This is a genomic window from Streptomyces sp. NPDC054786 (assembly GCF_053611685.1).
In genome coordinates, this window is sequence record NZ_JBSHAW010000009.1 from 5,857 (window position 1) to 25,834 (window position 19,978).

Annotated in this window: 1 protein-coding gene (cut by a window edge); it reads right to left on the bottom strand. The window is 68.6% G+C overall.

What is annotated here, in order from left to right:
• A protein-coding gene (locus ACWGI6_RS09890; protein ID WP_453267013.1) for a lonely Cys domain-containing protein crosses the window boundary here: on the bottom strand, window positions 1-19,978 show its final stretch. 22,001 nt of this gene lie beyond the right edge of the window; 19,978 of the gene's 41,979 nt are visible here — the last part of the coding sequence; its start codon lies off the right edge, out of view; its stop codon occupies window positions 1-3.

The window sequence follows — 19,978 nt, forward strand, 5'->3', positions numbered from 1 at the left end:
TCAGGGCACCCTCGATCCTCCGCCTCCAGTGCTGCTGCCAGTCCGGCCGGACTGGCCCGGCTGCGAGGTGCCCTGCGCCCGGCGTAGGTAGTGGGGTATTCGGGGCGGTGCCGGCAGAGGAGGCGTCTGCGGCGGTTGCCAGATAGTCGGGTACCAGAGGCCCACGTTGCCCCTCGTGCCGGGCCACACCAGAACCTGCCCTGGCGCCCGCGCATCGGTGGGGTGTGGACGGATCTCGCTCTCTCCGGTGTAGAACCAAGCGATCCGCGCCGTGTAGTTGGAATACCGCTGTGCCAGCGGCCGGCCGGCAGACGATGGCGCCGCCGCCATCCGGGCTCGCGCATACGCCGACACCGCACTCATAGGAGCCGGACCACCCGACTTGCCCTCAGGCGACGTCTCCTGAGATGGCGACAACTCCACCTGCTTCTGGCCGGACGCCTCCGAGCCGGCATCGTACCTGCCGTCGCTGGAAGCAGAACTCACGCTGGAATCACGCTCGTTGAATGCAACGTCGCCGGAGACGGAACCGGACTTCTCGCTCGACTCGGACTCGGCGTCCGAGACGGCGGACCCGGAATCCGTAGCAGCGGTATCAGACCTGCTCAACCCGGAAGTCGACGGCACGGGGTCATCGAGCGCGCCATACACAGCACTGTGCGGGGAGAAGTCCGCTTCTGCGGCCGACCCCCGCGCAAGGCTCCGCGTGCCCCCCACTGCCGGGGAAGCCGCCTGCGTGGAGCCCGAGTCAGCGGAGGAGCCGGAGGTCTTCGCTCCCTTCCAGGTGGTCCTCTTCCAGCGCCCGCCGGTGTTCGTCTCCGGTTCGGGCAGCAGCGCGATATGGCGGGGTGCACGCGTACCGGCGCCCTGGATCAGCTTGGTGTCACCGGTCCAGAGGTAGGTGTCGCGGCCGGTGTGGTCGGAGAACCGCTGCGGCAGCGGCGAGGCTCCGTGCCCGCGCCCGGAGATCAGGAGGACCACGGGTGCGGAGATCTGCCGGATCTTCCAGTCGGGGTTGACCTTGAGCAGCGCCAGCAGCTCACCCTCGGTCGGCTGCACCGGCCCGCCGGGCAGGTGCAGCACGAACCTGCCGGTGTCGGCGTTCCAGCCCGCGGGGAACGCGTACGGCGCTGTGCTGCCCTTTTGTGCCCACGGCGCCGGCTCCTGCCGCGGTGCGCTCCGGCCACCGGGCTCGACGGTGAACGTACGGCGCAAGTCCACCCCGCCGGGCAGCGGCTTGCCACCCCAGTTGAAGCCCATCCGCATGCCGGACTGCTCGGGCAGGCGCAGGGACGGGTCATAGGCGCCGCGGAGTTCCAGGTCGAGGGCGCCCAGTTCGTCGGGATCGTCCACGTTACGGTGCGCGGCGATCGCCTTAGCCATCAGGGACCGCAGGGCGTCCCTCTTGGCCACGTCCCAGTGTGTCCCGTCGGGCAGGTGGAGTGCCTGGCGGCCCAGCGCCTCGGCGCCCGCGGCGGACAGTGCCGACATGGCCTGGTCGGCACCGATCAGTGCCCTCGCCGCACGGGTCAATCGCGTACGGGTCAGGGCCGAGTCGAAGGATGACAGCCGCAGCACGTCGCGCACCGTCTCCGCCCCGCCCTGGTCAAGCAGGTGGATGGTGACCCGCAAGGTGTCCGGAGCGCCGCCCGTGCCCAGCCGCGGGCCAGGAGCGGTGGTGAGGCCGGCGTTCCGGTCGACGCCCACCTGCTCGCGGGCGGCGTCCAGGACCTTCCGGTACGCGGCCTTGTCCGGTTCGCCACCAGCCACCCGCCGGGCCAGAAGACTCCACAGCTCCATGAGGAACAACGGAATGATACCGGCCAGTGCCGTGTCGTTGGCCCGCATTCGCTCCAACGCACCGATGCCTGCGAGCAGTTCGCCGTACTCAGGGTCGTCCACGACATCGTCGCCGAAGACCCGGCGCAGCGCACGCTCCAGCACCCGGGTCGTCTTCAAGGCGCTGCGCGGCACCCGGCCGTTCGGCCCGTCCAGGCCCAAGCGCCGTGCCAGTCCGGGTAGTTCGTCCTCCCTCGGCTCCGGCTTGGAGGTCGTACGAGCACCGCTACCGTCGGGCAGATGGACGACCTGGCCGGAGACGTAGGCGACGTGGGTGTCGCCCTCGGCGGCCAACCTGGTCCAGTTGGCGACATGTTGAGCGAAGGAAACGAAGCGCAGCGGATCGTGCACCGGAGGCACCGGAACGTGCTCGCTCTGATTGCGCACACGCGAACCGGCCGAGGAGCCGTAGCAGACCGGAAGCAGCACCCGGAATTCCGGCGGCAGTTCGCCCCGCTCGGCCTTCTCACGCGCGGCAGCCACCTCGGGCAGGCTGTCCACGTACCGGCCGCCCTCCTCGCCGTCGACCTGCAGCGTCCGGAGCCGCCCGTCGACACGGACGCGGAGCGACACCAACCCGGGAAGGCCGTGTACGGAGAAGGCGAACACCGCCGGAGTCGGGGTGCGCCCCTCGCGGCGCAGCGTCTGCTTGCCGGCAGCAGTGAGGGTGATGTGCTCGGTCTCGGTACGGTCCCGGTAGCCGCGCAGCTGCTCCTCGCTGCGGCGGCTTTCGTACATCTCCTCGGTCGAATCCCGCCCGAACGGCGCAGCGTCGGATGCGACCACAAGCTTGGTCTCCACCTGGCTCGACCAGAACCGGGTGCCATCCCGTGCCGTGAGCCTGACGTTCCGGACACGCGACTTGACGCTTCTCGGCTTCAGCCTCGCCCAGTCCCCGTACGGGCGCTCCGGGTCCTGGTCGACGGTGCCCAGGAAGTATTCACCGTTGTCTTCGATCAACCCCTCGCCCAGCGTGTGCGCCCAGACCATTCGATCCAGGCCGTCGGCGAGGCGTAGCGCCGGCGAATAGAACCCCGATGCACCACCCCGCCCCGCCAGCACCACCGGCACCCGCTTGCCCGCCCGCGCGTCCAACTCGCTCAACACCGGGTCGTCCTCGACCCGTTGCCGCAAAACCGAAGCGCCCACCGGGAGGCCCGCGACGAGCGGGGCACCCTCCTCATCGAAGTCAACTGCTAGGACGTACGCCAGCTCCCCCCACGGCGCGGGGTCGTCCTGCTTCGTCTCCCGCACACCATCACGGACCTCGAAGTGGAGCTGCCGGCCCGGAACCACCTGGCCCACCGACCGACCCGTGAGATTCCGCCCCACAGACACCAATTCCGGCCCACCGGCCCCACCGCTCAGCTCCGCCGTCAGCAGCGACAGTTCAGTCAGGTCCCGCATGGCAAGGCCGCTGCCCGGCACCTCCAGGTCGTCATCAGACCCGCCGTCGCTGTCGGAGCCGGTGTCCTCACTCTCACTGAACTCACGGGCGCTCGAATCAGAGTCGCTGGAGTCGAAACTATCCTCGGACTCGGACTCGGACTCGGACTCCTCGGAGGAAGCCTCCGGGTCAGCCTGTCGGGCCGGCGCGGAGGCAGCGGCACCCCAACTGGGCAACCAGGCTGGGCGCCTCATGACCGCCGCAATCCGGGAGGGCGACGACTCATTGCTCTGGGAACCATCGTCGTCCGGCTCAAAGTCGTCATCGGACGCATACTCGGAGGAGACGTCCATCTGAGCACCGGACGAGTCGTAGTCGGGCTCGGACAGTTCCCCGTCCTCAGAGGCGGAAGCCTCCGGCGCCGGACGCACCGGCGAGGATGCAGCCGATGCGTCGGCCGCGGGAGGCGTCCAGGGGGTCTTCTCCCAGTGACCGGCCGTTCCGAGCACGATGGTGTACGGCGAGTCGGAGTCGGCGTTGTCGTCGTCGCTCCGGGAGAGCTCGGCTGTGCCCGTCCAGAGGTAGGTGGTACGGCCGTTGTGGTGGTGGAGGTCCTGCAGGATCGGCATCGTCCTGCCGCCCTCGCCGGTGACAACGAAGGCAACCGGCCCCTTGTAGGGTTCGGGCATCTGCCACCAGTCGGGGTTGACCTTCAGCAAGGCCAGAAGCTCGCCTTCGGTCGCGTACACCTCGTCCTCGCCGTCCAGGTGCAGGCCGAAGTAGCCCGGCCGCGCGGCTCGTTTGAGATACACGAGGTGTGCGTTCTCGAAACGATCGTCCTCCCACGGAGCGTCCAGAACCGACCCGTCGCCCTGGACGACAGTCTTCGTATCCACGCCGTTGGGAAGATCCTGATCGGTGAAGTTGAAGCCGTTCAGTTCGCCGCCGGCGCGGATGCGCCGCGACTCACCGAAGGCGCCGCGTTTCCAGAGGTCGAAGGCACCGAACTCGTCGGCGTTCCGAATGTTCCAGCCGTGGGCGGCGGCCTGCCATATCCGCCGCTCCAGCCGCCTCACATCGCCCTGCTCCGCGTCGGACTGATGCAGCACGCGGCGCGCCAGCGCCTCGACCTCATCCGCGGGCAGTTCGGACAGTTCGGCCATCCTTATGCGGGTACGAACCCCCGCCCACAGCACACGGGCCCGATCCGCACGCTCCACCCGAGCACGGTTCTTCATGCCGAGGATGTCGCGCACCAAGCCGTCGCCCGCCCGGGTGAGCTCGGCAACAGTCTCCCGCAGCAGGCCGAGGCCGCGACGGCCGTGCGCGGTCGGCCACGAGTCGACGGCAGTCGTAATACCTGCGCTCCGGCCGCCCTTCACCCACTCACGAACGGCCTTCACCACCTTCTCGACCACGTCCAGATTCAGCTCACTGTCCGGATCACCACCAGCCAGCAGGCACAAGAACTCCATACGGAACGAACCGAGCCCTGCCAGATCCAAGTCGTCGGCCCGCGAGAGCTCCAAGGCACCCATCCCAGCGAACAGTTCGTTATACCTGGCACTGTCCTGCTCGACATTTTCATCGACGATATGCAGCGCACGAGCCAGCCGCTGGGCCTGCTTCAGCACAGTCAGCGGCACCTCACCGCCCCCCGCGTGCAACCCCGCAATCCCCGCCAACTCCGCCAGCTTCTCCCGCCCCGGCTCCGCATCGGCGGCAACCAAACCACCCCAACCGCCATCAGCAGAGTGCACAACCATGCCGTCGGTCAGGGCGACAAGGGGACTGCCGATGGCGGGCAAGCCCCATTTGGCCAGGCGCTGGACGAACGACACGGTGGCCAACGGGTCATCCACCCAGGGCATCGGCCGATGCGGCACAAGATTCATCGGACGGTGGGGGTCCGCAGCGCTGGCGCCATAGCAGGCCACGGCGTGCACCTTGAAATCCCGCGGCAGCTCGTTCCGCGCCCGCTTAGCCCGCAATGCAGCCACCTCAGGCAGGCTGGCCACAAACCGGGCAGCCTCCTTGTCGCTGACCCACTCTTCCCTCTCAGCCCCATCGATATCGACGACCAGCAGCACCTTTCCGGGGACGGAGTGTGCGCCGAATACGTACTCCCCTGGCGACGAAGAAAGCGTCTCGCTGAACAGCTCCTTCTGGCTCTCGGCGGTAAAGGTGATGTGCTTGATCACCTTGCGGCCCAGGTAACCGCGCAGCTCCCGCTCGCCCAACCAGGATTCGGCCTTGACCGACTCCCGGCCGAAAGGCTTACCGTCGGGTCCGACCACCAGCCGGGTCCGCACCTGGTGCGCCCGGACCCGCCTGCCATTCAGCAGCCTGATCCAAGGATCCCGGACAGACGGCTGATCGGACTCGGGTATCGGCTCGATCCCAGCCCAGTCCCCATACGGACTGTCCGGGTCCTCGCCGACGATGCTGCTCACGAAGTGTTCGCCGTTGTCTTCCGCCAGCACCCCGTGCCGGGTGTGCGCCCAGACCTTACGATCCAGACCATCGGCGAGGAACCGTGCAGGCGAGCGGAGCCCCGAGGCACCGCCCCGACCCACCAGCACCACCGGCACCCTCTTGCCCGCCAGGGCATCCAGCCTGCTCAACGCCTCGTCGTCGGCGATCCTCTGCCGCAAGCTCGAGATATCCCTCGGGCGGCCGTTGACGAGCGGGGCACCGTTCTCATCGAAGTCAACAGGCAGGAAATACGCCACCTCACCCCACGGCGCAGAACGCTCCTTCGCCTTCTGCCGCACGCCACCGCGATACGTGCGAACCCGTCCCGGCACCAACCGGCCCCCTACCAGCCGGCCCGAGGGATCCCGCCCGACCCAGACTCGCTTACCGTCAGGGTTCAACTCGGCCACCAGCAGCGTCTCTTGGAACCGCCTCTTCGGCACCGCCACACCGTTGCCGGACACCGCGGGGGCGTCATCGCCCTCACGCTCGTCAACGCTGTACTCGCTCTCGTCGAACTCGGCCGCGGCATCCAACTCGGCGGACGGCGTCTCAAGGTTCGGCATGGACGAACCCGAAGCCGCAGCCGACCTCCTCAACTGGGAAGAGACCTGCCCCCACTCAGCTCGGCCGCTTGAGTCGACAAGGGTGACGACGTCGGTCTCGGAGGTGTAGAGGGTTGCGGAGTCGTCGTCGGCCGGGACGGCTTCTGCTTCGATGTGGACGGGGGCCGACGGGCTCTCGTCGCCCGAGAGGCCGGCCGAGTCCGCGGCGTGTGTGACGTGCGGGGAGTCTTGCGGGTCTTCGGGGAACTCCTCCTCCCACTCGGTGTCGGCCTCGTACCCGTCGCTGTCGGCCTCGTACCCGTCCTCGAAGCCGGTGAGCGCGGACGCCCCTCCCGTCGGCACGGGACCACGCGACCGTGCGTCCGGATCACCGACCGGGGAAGCGTCGCCGTCCGACTCGGAGTCGGAGGAATCCGCCAGAGGCGCTCGCTCACTGGCTTGCGGAGCCGGCGTGGACGAACCCCGAGTGCCGTCCGCCTCATTGCCCGAGGAGCGCTTCGGATGCGGGTTGGCTCCGAAGAAGGTCTTGACCTCGTCTACGGCCGGGTCAAGGCGAGGGCCAGGCGTGTCCGCCGCGGGACGGGAAGCCCCCGGGGTGGAGGACGTCGAGGCGGAGGGGTGGACTGTATCCGCGGTTCGGCCGCCGTCGTGGCTGCCCCGTTGGCCGGGCCGGGCCGGCTGCGAGGTGCGCTGCGACTGGCGAACGTAGTCGGGTATGCGGAGCTGTGGCGGCTGAGAAAGGTTTTGCGGCGGTTGCCAGATCGACTGGTCCCAGACCGGCTTCTGTGTGTCGGGGTCGCGAATCAGCACGATCTGCGCCAGTGCCTGCGGATCGTCGGGGTGCGGACGGATCTCGCTCAGTCCGGTGTAGAACCTGGCGATCCGGCCTGTGTAGTTGGAGTACCGCTCCGCCAGTTGTGGGAGTGAGCTTCCGGAGCCGGTGACCAGGGGCACGAGCGGTATCCGAACATCGAGGATTCGCTCCAGCTCGGCGTTCACCAGCAGTTCGAAGATCTCGTCATGGGTCACCGTGACGGGATCATCACCAGGCAGATGCAGGACTGCCTCACCGTTGCTTCGCATCTCGATGTGGATCGCGTACACCGCGGTCCGAGTGCCGTTCTGGTCCTTGGCGCCCCACGGAGGTTCCTCTGATCCGACGATGGGCCCGCCGGGCCTGTCTGCCCAGAACACCTTCGTCGTATCGATGCCGTTGGCCACCGGCGTGCCGCCCCAGAGGTACCCCAGGGCCGTAAGGTTGCCCTTTCCGTCCGCCACCCTCCAGTGCTGCTCGTACGCCCCGCGCTGCTCCAGGTCGAACACGCGGAATTGAACGTCATGGGAGATTCGGCGTGTTGCGGCGGCCTTGGACATCAGTTCCGAGATCCGCGCCCGCCACTCGTCCGGGGCCAACTGCTCATCGGTGTGGAGGTAGGCACGGCCCTTGGCCTCCAGACCGCTGTCGGGCGTCGCGCCCAGCTCTCGCTCCGCCTCGGCCATGCCCCACAAGACGCGCGAGATGTCGTCCTGAAGTATCGGAGCGTTGTTATCCGGCAGGTCGAGCAGCCGCCGCACAAGGCCCGCACCGCCTGCTCGGAGTTTCCTGAAGGCCTCGTCGATCGCCGGGTCGGGGAAGGCCTCGGTCAACTTGATGCTTCGTTTGGCGTTCAGGTGCTGCAGGGCTTTGACGAGGGCGATTCGATAGTGGGCCCGCGTCGGGTGGGTGGCGGTCCGCCCGGCGACGTGGCGGGCTGCCGCATCCCAGACCTCCATCCTGAAGGGGCCGGGCAGCCCCGAGTTGCGGTGCATCATCGCCAGCGCGGCGATGCCCCGCAGCTTCTGCACGTACGCCTTCTGGTCGGCCTCGTTATTCGGGTCGTCCTCGACGAAGGCGCCGAACTTCAGCTCCAGCGCCCACACCAGGCGCCCCATCAGCTCCCTCAGCGGCTGCGGGTCGGCCCCGGGCCGGCCGCGCAGGCCCGCCTTCCGCGCCAGTTCGTCCAGTTCCTCGTCCAGCGGATCCGGCTTGTAGACCTCCGGGTGCCCCAGTTGACCGGCGGCAGTGGCCACCTCTACGAAGTGCCCTTTCCTACTCGAACCGGTGGGCTGGGTGTGTGCGAAGAGCCAGTGCCTGCTCTTGGTGGCCACCCGCTTCCCCAGCGGCCGGTCCTCTCCCAGAGGGTCGTCGACAGGCTGCACCGGCAGACGGGGGGTGTAATTACCACTCGGATCGCCCGCCGTGGCGCTGTAGCAGACCTTGAGAAAGATCCAGTCGTCCTTCGCCAGCGAGGTCACCTCGGGCGAGGCCCCGAGGACGTCAGCGGCTTGCCGAGCACCCAGACGCACTATCCGGCCCTGGCGGGTGACGAACTCCGCTCCCCCCGGCCGCCCGTGGGTGGTGACTCCCAACGACCGGACACCGTAATCGACCGCCACCTGGCGGAACACGTAGTCCTTCGAGTACCCCGCCGGTGCGGGGATCAGGTGGACCAGCCTGGTGTAGTTCGCCATCGACCGGCCGTCGAACTCATCCAGGCGCCCGTCGTCCTCGTCCGGCCCGTACGTGATGCCGGACACCTCGGGGGCGTCGCCTTCGTGATTCACCCAGGGCCTGTGGAAGAGATCGGCGACCGGGATCACGTCACCGTCCAACGTCTCGACGAAGCGTTCTTCGAGCGGGTCCAGGTCCGGGTTCGGGTCGACCGGCTCCCAGCCACCGACCGGCGCGGACTCACCCGTGTCGTTCAGCGCAGCGATGTGACCCTGTCCGCCCTCCTCAGGACGCAGGCTCCAGTGACTGGTGGGAACCAGCACCCGCCTGCGAAGCGCATTGGCGAGCACGCGGGCGAACGCCCTGTTCTTCATCGCCAGGTGCGGGATCGCCAGCGCCACCGGCACGTCCTGGGGCAGCTCCGCCAAGTTCTCGTCGGCCTGCAACACCTCGGCGAGGGCCTCGGGACCCATGATCCGCGCACCGGAGGAGTCCCTAGGCAGATGCGCCAGATCCGGGTGGTCCTCCAGCGGAGCCGGCAGCTCCTCCCCGTTCAGTATCCGGCCGCTGATCAACAGCCCGCGCCCGCGATCGTCGACCGTCTCCGCCTCCGCCCCGAGCACATACGCCGAGGCCGGCAACGACTTGGGCATGCTGCCGCGAATGTGGTCCACCCACCGGGGCTCACCGTCCGCACCGATCACGTACCGGCCCACCCGCGACAGCACGATGCTCGGCACCCGATCGATCATCCAGCTACGCCCCTGCGCAGCCCGGGATTCTCCGCTCACAGAGGTCCCGGCCGCCAGCAGCGGATGCGTCGCCGCATCGACTGGATGTGGCCGGCCGGAGGAGCCGAAGGACTTCGCCGCCCGGCGCTCCGCGTACGCCGACACCGCGGAATGCACCGGTACGGGTGCCCAACCCGCGGACTCCGATTCACTCCTCGGGGAAGTCGGCCGCTCGCGATGCCCTATGACGGCATCGTCCGCCCGCTCGTCGGAGGAGACCCCCGGAGTGCGCGTCTCGGCGCGGAAGAACGTCTCCACCGCCGGTGCGGCCGGTGCGGCGAGGGCGCCCGCGCTGCCCTGGGTGGGCCGGCTCTGGGCAGGGCTGTCCTGCGGGGAGCCGGTGCCGGCCCAATGGCTATGGTGCGGCCTGCTCTCCGGCAGTTGCAGGAGGAACACGTTCCGGCCTCTGTCGTGGCCGGTCTGCCACTCCTCGCCTTCAGGCCGCAGTACGTTCACTCGCAGGCCGAGCACCGCGGCGGCGGCCGCGAGGGTGAACCAGTCGGTGCCGTCCGGGCCTTCGCCCGTCCGTACCTCTTGGATGCCTGCCTCGCGCTGGGCGTCGGTCGGCACCTGTGCGGGTCCATCGGCCCCGGGAACGGTGAACCGGTCGAGCCGGGGCCGCCAGTACAACTGCCGGGACGGATCCCGCTTCAGGTCCTCGGCGAGCCGGTCGGCGACCAGATCGCGCAGCTGCTGTCCGTCGGCCGGCCAGCGGTGATTTGCCAGCGCCGCGGTCTGGTGTGCCGCTACGGAGTCGGAGTTGAGGGCGTGCAGCACGCCGTCGCGGCCGGCCAGGACATAGAGCGGCTCCAGCCCCAGGACTCGCAACCGGTCGGCCTGCTGCTCGGTGATGCGGGGCGAGTCGGCCGATTCGTCGTCGACGTCGTCGGCTGAGGGCTCCCGTACGTCGGGATGCGCCCAACTGACGGCACCCCCCTGACCCTGCGTTCCGCCTCCGCCTCCGGTGCTGCTGCCCGGCTGACCGGACTGGCCGGACTGCGAGGTGCCCTGCGGCTGGTGAAGGTAGCCGGGTATCTGGAGCGGCGGTGGTGGAGTCACTATCGGCGATTGCCAATGCAGCGGGCGCCAGGTTGGGTTCGGGTCACCGGGTCCGGGATGCAGCAGGATCTGCCCCGGCGCCTGCGGGTCGGTGGGGTGCGGACGGACCTCGATCAGTCCGGTGAAGACCCAACTGACCCGGGCCGTGAAGTTGGAGTACCGCTGTGGCAGCTGCGAGCCCGGGATTCCGAGGCGGGAGACCAGGAACACCAGCGGTATTTCCATACCGATGCGCGGCTCTGGCGGAGCGTTCACCAGTAGTTCGAAGATTTCGGCGTCGTTCGTCGCGACGGCACCGCCGCTGGGCAGATGCACGACCCTCTCGCCCATGCTTCCCGTCTCGAAGGGGATCCCGTAGGCGGAACGCGGATTGCCGTCCTGGCCCGTGGCGATCCACGGCGCGGTGTCTTCGCGAAGCCCGCCGGGCCCCACCCAGAACACCTTCGTCATGTCGATGCCGTTGGGCAGCGGTGTACCGGCCCAGTTGAATCCGGCCCCGGTCGGCGTCTGCCAATGCCGGCGATACGCATCGCGCTTCACCAGGTCGAGCGCCCCGATTACGGCGTCATTCGAGGGGTCGCTGCCGGCCGCGGAGGTCATGGCCCTCAGTTCGGTCAGCCTGTTCCGCTGCTCCGCTGGGGAGACCTGCCGATCGGTGTGGAATGCAGCGCGGAACCTGGCCTCCCGATCGCTCGGCGGCAGGGTGCGCTCGATCTCATCCCCCCGGACCAGGGCCCAGTATGCCTTCGGGGTGTCCGCCGGAGAGAGCTGCTCGTCGGCCCGCCGGCCGATCACCTTCCGGACAAGGTCCTCGCCACCGCGGTGCAGGTACCCGAAGGCGCTGCTCTGCGACTGGTCGAGGAACTCCTTGGTCAGAGAGGCCCCCGGGTCCGCGTTCAGAAGCCGCAATGCCTCCTCGAATGCGGCCTCATAGTGGTTCTCCGTCAACTCGGTCACGTTCGGGCCGGCGAGTGCGCGGGCGACGTGTTTCAACAGCTCCATCCGGAAGGGGGTGAATCTGGGCAGCGGGGAGTTGTTGAACATCTTCGCCAGCGCGGCGATGTCTCGCAGCTTTTTGTTGTAGGCGTCCTGGTCGACCTGGTTGTCCGGGTCGCCCTCGACGAAGGGGCCGAACACCTCGCGCAGCGCCAGTACCAGGCGCCTCGTCAGCTTCATTACCGCATCCGGGACGTCCCCGGGCCCGCTGTACAGGCCCGCCTCCCGCGCCAGCTTCTTCAGCTTTTCGGGCCGCCCCGACGGCAGGTGGATGACAGTGCGTCCCAGGTGCCCGGCGGCGGTGGAAAACTCCGTGAAAACCCCGTCGTTGGCACCGGTGACATGGGTGTGACCAACGACCCCGCGGTCGGTCATATCGGACGTCAACTGCCCGAGCGAATTCCCCTCCAGGGGGTCGTCGACGGGCGGCACCGGCAGACGTGCGGGCGCCTGTCGCCGGTTCGGGTCGCCCGCTGTGGCGGCGTAGCAGACGGAGAGATAGATCCAGAAGCCCTTCGGCAGCTCCCTCACCTCCCGCAAAGCGGCGATGATGAAAGCGGCTGTCGGGGCGTCCACCCACACCGTCCGGCCCTCGGGGGTGACGAACATGGCTCCACCAGGCACCCCGTGGGCGCCGATAGTGAAGAACGGGAAGGGATACGTCATCGACGTCAGGGCGAGGTTGAAATCCCCCTGGTACCCGGCGGGTTTGGCAACGGTGTACGCCGTCGTGGTGAACTCCTGCAGCGCCTGGGCGAGCTTGTCCCGTCGGCGCGGCTCGTCGTCGCCTGACGTGAACATAGTGCCGGTCCGCTTGTTGTAGTGCACGAGCGGCCTGCCGCGGACCTCGGTGAATACGAAGCCGTCGTCCAGCGCCTTGTGGTGGCGCCGTACGCGCGGCTTCCGATTCGGGTTCGGGTCGATCGCCACCCAGCCGCCGACCGGTGCGGACTCACCGGTGTCGTTCAGCCCGAGGAGGTGCTCGCGACGGGTCCCGTTGCGTAGCAGGCGCCAGTCACTGGCGGGAATCCACACCTGCCTGCCGGCGTCGCCCCGCTGTCGAGCAGCGTCATCGCGCCCCAGTTGAGGGTGGTTGTCGAGAGCGTCGGCGACCGCATACGCAAGGTCGATGTTCTCGACCGCCGCATTCGGGATCACCAGCAGCACTGGCGTGTCCTTCGGCAGGTCCCGCAACTTCGGGTCGTCAGCCAGCACATCGGCCAGGGTCTGGGGATCCATGACCCGCGCACCGGTGCCCGGGTCCTGAGGAAGATGCGCCAGATCCGGGTGCTGCTCCAGCGGCTCCAACAGCTGATGCCCGTTCAGCATCTGACGGCCCTTGCCGTCCATCTGCCCCTGACCGCCGATCAACAGTCCATGGCGATTGGCATGCCTCGCCGCGACCGTATACGCCGTGGACGGCCACGACACCGTCATGCCGGCGGGGATGTCGGACACCTTCTTGGGCCGGCCGTTCTCCATCACATAACGGGACATCCGCCACGGCATGACGCGCTGCACACCTTCAACCAGCCAGCTACGCCCCTGCGGGCGGTCCTTGGACTGTCCCGTTACAGACGTCTCGTCCGCCAGCAGCGGATGCGTCGCCGCGTTGACCACAGGCCGGTGACCCGGTGCGGCCAAGGCGGTGCTGGACGGCCCCGCGGCGGGCGGGGCTGGCGTCGCCGCAGGAGATGCAGCCGGGGGCGCCCACGATACGGACTCGAGCACGGCGAAGGCATGCGTGCTCCCCGGCGGCAGCATTCCGGCACCGGCCGAAGACGAACCAGCCTGTCCCGCCCACTGGACTGCCTGCCCGGAAGATGCGGAGAAGCGGGAGAGCGCAGCCGGGCCATGCTGTCCATACGCCGATACCGCGCTCTCCTCGAAAGCTGCGCCCGGAAGATGCCGCACATCCGGGGCCTGGTCCGGCTCTGCGAGAGACGACCGCGCCGCCATCGTCTGCGTATACACCGACACAGCACTCGGGGGAGCCGAACCCGTCACCGGCCCATGGGTTTTGCCCAACTCGCCGGACGACAACGGCTCCTGCGTCAGCGACGCTTCTACCGGTTCCTTGCCAGATCCCTCCGGGCCGACATCGAACCCGCGGTCGCTGAAGTCGCTGAACTCGCTCTTGTCGAACACGGACTCATGGGAGCCGGACTCCACGTCCGACTCGTCGGACGAGGGATCCGAGCCGGTCTGCGAGGCAGATGGCATGGAGAGGGCCGAAATATCAGCCGACCTGCTCCTCGGGAAAGTCGACAGCTCGCGGTACTCGACGAGGCCGTCGTCCGCATCATCGTGCGGGGAGATGTCGGCCCCGGAAGTGGCCGATGGGCTCTCGTCGTTGTAGAGCGTTGCGGAGTCGTCGTCGGCCGGGACGGCTTTCAACCTATTTTCGAAAGCATCATCCATGCCGCCCATCCACACATCAGGGTTGCCTTGGTGAGCTTCTGTGCGTGGGCTCGAGCCGCCGTCTTGTAGCTGGTCGAAGTTGTCGGAGCCCATCGAAGCAGAGGGATCGCCTGCCATGAAATGCGCCCCACTGGCCCCACCCCCGTGGCCCTGCGTTCCACCTCCGCCTCCGGTGCTGCTGCCCGGTTGGATGGGTCGGCCCAGCGAGCCCTGCGACCCGCTGAGGTGCTTGGGGAGTACGGGCGGTGGCGGAGCAGATATGTGCTGCGCTTGCCAGTACGTCGAGACCCAGTTCGGGTTCGTGGCACCGGGGCCACGGAGCATCACGATCTTCCCTGGCGTCAGCAAATCACCGGGATTGTCACGGATCTCGAAACGCCCTGGGAGGAAATAAGCCATTCGCCCCGTGTAGTTGTGGTATCGCTGCGCCAACGGAGCGATCGAGTGTTCGAGCCCAGAGACCAGGAACACAAGCGGTACTTCAACATCGAGGATTCGTTCCAACTCGGCGTTCGCCAGAAGTTCGAAGAGCTCGTAACCGGTCACCGGGATCGCCTTATCACCAGGCAGCTGCATGACCATCTCGCCGCCGCCTCGCACGTCAAGAGGGATCACATACGTGTCGGTGCCCTGCGGATCGCCGTTCTGGTCCTTGACGACCCACGGCGCGTGCTCTGCGCCGACGACCGGCCCCCCGGGCCGGTCCGCCCAGAAGACCTTCGTCATGTCGATCCCGATGATCAGCGGATCACTGGTCCATTTGAACCCGTAGGCCGAACCGCCGTTGTGGTCCCTCACGTCCAAACGCTGCTGGAACGCCCCACGCCGCTCCAGGTCGAACGCACCGAATTGAACGTTCCGGGTGGCTCGGCGAGCTGCCTTGGCCTGAGCGATCAGCCTCACCAGCCTTGTCTGCAACGTCTTTGGCGACATCTGCTCGTCGGTGTGGAGCAGGGCGCGGCCCCCGCCATCCGGGATTCTGCGCAGCGCTTGCCCCGCCTCAACGAAGCGCCAGAAAGCCCGCGCGACGTCCGCCTCGTCCAGCAAGGAGCCGGGCCGGCTACGGAGCACCGTCCGGACGAACTGCGCAGCACCGTCCGCCCGGTCGCTGATGCCCTCCAAGGCAAGCTGAACCGCCCGGTCGGAGAACGCGCCGATCAGCGAAGCATTCGGATCGCCGGCCAGGGCCATATTGAGAGCGGCCTCATAGTGGTCCTGCGTCCGTCCGGTGCCCTCCTTCGCGGCGATGTGGTCGGCGACCAGGTCCCACAATTCCAGCCGGAAGGAGCCGGGCACCCCCGCAGTGCCACCCATCCGCGCCAGCACGGCGATCCCCCGCAGCTTCTTGATCCACGCGTCACGCTCGTCCTCGACGCGGTAGGTGAACTGGTGCCGCAACGCCAGCACCAGCCGCCTCATCAGCTTCTGTGTCTCCCCCGGGACATCCCCGGGCCCACTGTGCAGGCCCACCTTCCGCGCCAGATCACCCAGCTCGTCCAGCGGCTCCGGCTTGTAGACGACGGGGTATCCCGGTTGACCACCGACAGTGGTCATCGCGAAAAAACTCCCGTCGTTGGTACCCGTTGCGTGGTGGTGTGCGATGACCCAGCGCCCGGTCAAGGTGGCCTCCAGCTGCCCGAATGGCAACTGCTCCAGGGGGTCGTCGACAGGCTCAACTGGCAAGCGGGCGTTGTATGGCCGCTTCGGGACACCCGCGTCAGCGCTGTAGCAGACGTTGAGGTAGAGCCAGAAGTCCTCCGGCAGCGCGAGCACCTCCGGCAAGTTGGCGATGACGAGGGCGGCTGTGGGCACGTCCACAACCAACTTCCCGTGGTGGGGGAAGTAGACCTCGCCCGGCCCTCCGTGGACCTGGACGTTGAAGAACGGGAAGGGGTGCTTCATCGACACCGGACGGGCCGTGAGGAGGTCCGCCTCGTCCGGGTACCCCGCGGGTTTGGGGATGAGCTGCCACATCGTGTCGTAATGCGCCATCGACCGGGAGTACAGCTCAGTGAGACGCCGATTGTCCTCACGGGGTAGGAACATGCTGCCGGACCACCAGGGGACCTGGCCTTTGAGGTCCACCAGCGGCCAGCGGCGGATTGCGGTGTCCCAGAATGCATTGTCGTCCACATCCCAGAGCAATTGCGGCTGGCGCTGCTGCCTGTTCGAGTTCGGGTCGACCGGCACCCAGCCGCCGAGAGGCTCGGACTGGCCGGTGTCGTTCAGCGCGAGGAGGTGCCCAAAACCGCTCTCGTCGCGTTGCAGGTGCCAATGGCTGGTCGGGATCAGCACCTGCCGTTGGAAAGCGTCAGCGAGCTTGAACGCAAGGTCCATGGCTTCCGCCGATTGCGGGATCGCCAGGATGATCGGCACGGTTTCACCTCGGCCGGCACGGCGGTCGAGCTCCTCCATCACCGGGCGGTCGACCTCCAGCACCGCGGCCAGGGCGTCGGGGTCGATGATCCGCTCGCCCGTGGTGTCGTCCAGAGGCAGATGCGCCAGATCTGGATGGTTCTCCAGCAGCGTCGGAAGGTCATACCCGTTCAACCTCTGGCCACCGAGCAACACTCCGCGCTCGTCAGCCCTGTCCGCCCCGAGCACATACCCCAACTCATGCAACGAGTCGGGCATGCTGCCGGAAATGTGGTCCACCCACTCGACCTTGCCGCTCTGGTCGATCACGTAGCGGCCCACAAGCCAGGGCATGACACGCTGCACATGTTCGCTCATCCAGATACGCCCCTGCGGAGCCGAAGACCGCCCCGCCACGGAGGTCCCGGCAGACATCAGCAAACGCGTCACATCATCGACAGAAAGCTGCTGACCGGAAGCGGCCGGAGCAGTACCGGACATCCCCCCGGCCGGGGCAGCCAGCGTGCCCGCGGGCCCAGCCGGAGGCGCCATCATCATGACGGACCGGGAAGACTCAGACGCCGTCGACTGGGGCCCGAGACGAACGGAAACATGCGTACGCCCAGGCGGCACCGCACCGATACCAACCTCAGACGCACCGGCCCGCTCCGGCCCGGAATCAGACCGCTGACCGGAGAAACCGGAGTGGGACAACCCCGCCGCCCCGCCCCGCGCAAACGCCGACACCGCACTCTGCCGTGACTGACCGAGAGACGACCGCTCGGCCACCGACTCCGCATACACCGACACAGCACTCGGGGGCTGCGTCCCGCTGTCTCCATCCCCGTGCGTTCCGCTGTACTCGGTCTCGGGCTCGGACTCGTCGGACGAATACTCCAGGCCCGGCATGGCGGGAGCCACAGCCGACCTGAAGGGCAAGGAAGTCGACGGCCCGCCGGCCGGGGAAGCGTCGTCGTCCGACGCTTCGCCGGAGGGCACCTCCGCAGGACGCGTGTCGAGGCGGAAGAAGGTCTCGACGGGCTTGGCGGGCTTGGCGGGCTCCGAAGCGGCCGGTGCGGCGGGTCCGGCGGGTGCGCTCCGTGCCGCGGTCACGTCCGTGGTGGTGGGACGGCCCGGGCTGCCCCAGGTGAAGCCGTCAGGAACGGAGCCGCTCTTGTCGAAGCCGTTCTGAACGAAGCTGCTCCAGGTGAAGCTGTTCGGGTCCGCGCTGTTCTGGGTGGGCGGGGTGGCCTGGGTGGGCGGGGTGGCCTGGGTGGCCTGGGTGGGCCGGCTCTGGGCAGAGCTGTCCTGAGGAGAAGTGGTGCCGGTGCCGGCCCAGTGGCCGTAGTGCGGCCCGCTCTCCGGCAGGTGCAGGAGGAACACCGCCCGGCCGCCTTCAGGGCCGGCCTGCCACGGATCGCCGCCCCCGGGCAGCAACACGTTCACTCGCACACCGAGCACCGCGGCGGCTGCTGCGAGGGTGAGCCAGTCGTTACCGTCAGAGTCTCCGCCGTTCCGTATCTCCTCGATCCTGTCGATGCGTTGGCCGTCGGTCTCCGTCAGGATGGGTGCATCGGCGCCGGGGACGGAGAGCCGGCGGAGCTTGGGCCAGTACAACTGCGGGGACTCCGCCCGCTCCCGGTCCTCGTCGAGCCGGTCGGCGACCAGATCGCGCAGTTCCTGCGTGCCAGCAGGCCAGGGGTGCCTGGCCAGGGCCGCGGTCTGGTCTTCCGCGACCGCGGTGAGGGCGTGCAGCACGGACTCGTCGTCCGGTGTGGGGAGCGCGTCCAGCTTCCGGACCGCCAACTGCTCGTCCTGCTGCTCGGTGGTCCGGAGCGTGGCCCATTCATCGTGGCTGTCGTCCACGTCGTGGACGTCGTCCGTCGGCGTCGGCGTCGGCGTCGGCGTCGGCGTCGGCGTCGGCGTCGGGGCGAACGATTCGTCCTGTGGGGCGAGTTCATTGTCGACAGGAGCGGACCAGCCGGTCGGGCCGCTCTGCCCGCTCCGGCCGCTGCCACTGGCCCCGCCGATCTGGCTGGGCCTGCCATCCTGGTCGGCTTCGCTGTTCGCGTCGTCGTCGCCGGAGGTCTCCGACTCCCAGTCGTCCGGTACGTCCTCCCACTCGGAGTCGGAATCGGCCTGCCCCGCTTCGTCCTCGGGGAGCGGCTGCTCGACGTCCGCCGGGGCGCGCAGCTCGCGCGGGATCAGCGCCTTGAACGTGTCGCCGTCCAGGAGCAGACGGACGTTGGGGCGACCAAGCTCGGGCTTCGGCCCGTCGGGGTCCAGGCCGTCCGGGTAGTAGACGAACTCGCCCTGGCCTGGGAGCACCACAGTGACGTCGACGTCGTGCAACAGGGCGAAGAGCTGCGGCAGGTAGTCGGAGGCGGCGTTGTCATGTCCGGCCTCCTTCACGCCGCGGACTTCCGCGTTCCCGGCTCGCAGGAGCTGACGGGCCAGCAGCTCCGCCCGCTTCTCGGGGGTCAGCCGCACATTCTCGTTCAGCACGCCATCCTGCTCGAACTGGAGCTGGTGCGGGCGCTCCAGTTCCACACCCGCTTCGCGCAGCTCCTCGGCGGTGAAGACATCGCCCCCTTCGGGGCCGAACCAGGAGTCCGCGAGCCCCGGCCGCCGACGCAACTGCTCGGCGAGCGCCTCGCGCACCGCGCGGGCGCGCTCCTGCGGAGTGCCGTGCTCGTAGTGGTCGCCGGTGTACCGGCCGAGGTCGTGCAAAGCGGACAGGCCGTCGGCCAGGGACAGCGGCAGGCCCTCGCCCTCCGTCGTCTCCGGGTGCTGGGCGTCGTGCGGGTCGTGTACGTCGTAGACGACGCCGCCCAGAGTCACATAGCGGCTGATGGTCCGGTCCGCACCGCCGTCCCACTCCACGTCGCCGCGGGCCGGCGACTCCAGCGCCTCGTTCAGTGCGATGGCCCGCCGCTCGGCCTCGGAGAGGTCCCTGGTCGGACGTGTCGCGGGGAAGGCGGTCGGTGCCGGCAGCTCCTTCTCGGCGAAGTCGGCCACCGCCTGCCGGACCCGGGCCGTGTGCCACTCGTCGGCCAACCGCTGCCGCCGCTCCTGGAGTTGCGGCCTCTCCTCCTCCGTGATGGGCCGCAGGCGAAGGATGTCGTGCCCGCGCTTTTGCAGCTTGTGGGAAGTGGGCTGGGGCGACGGCTCCTTCAGTGCCGCATCGGCGCGGGCGAGTTCCTTGGCGAGCTCGTCGACCTCGTCCTTGCGCACGTCGAGCGAGCCGCCGTTGCCGAGGATCTCGGCGGAGTCGCGGGCGAAGCGGGCCGCGTCCTGCGCGCCGGCCTGCTCCGAGACCTCCTCGGCGTTTTTCAGCTTCTCCACTTGCCCGTCGATCGCTTCGCGCATGCGGCGGCTCGTCTCGACCGCCGCGGCCAGCGCGTTGCGCAGGTAGGCGATCTCGCCGCGGACCAGCGTGGCGTGGTCCTCGTTCCTCTCGGCCTGCGCCTGGGCGAGTTCGGCCCGCTTGCCGGACAGCTCCTGCCGGAGGCCGTCTGCCTTGAACTCCTCGCGCAGCCACCCGTGTTCGCCCGGTACGGGTCCGGGGAAGATGCCGCCGGGCGAGGCGGCCTGCGTG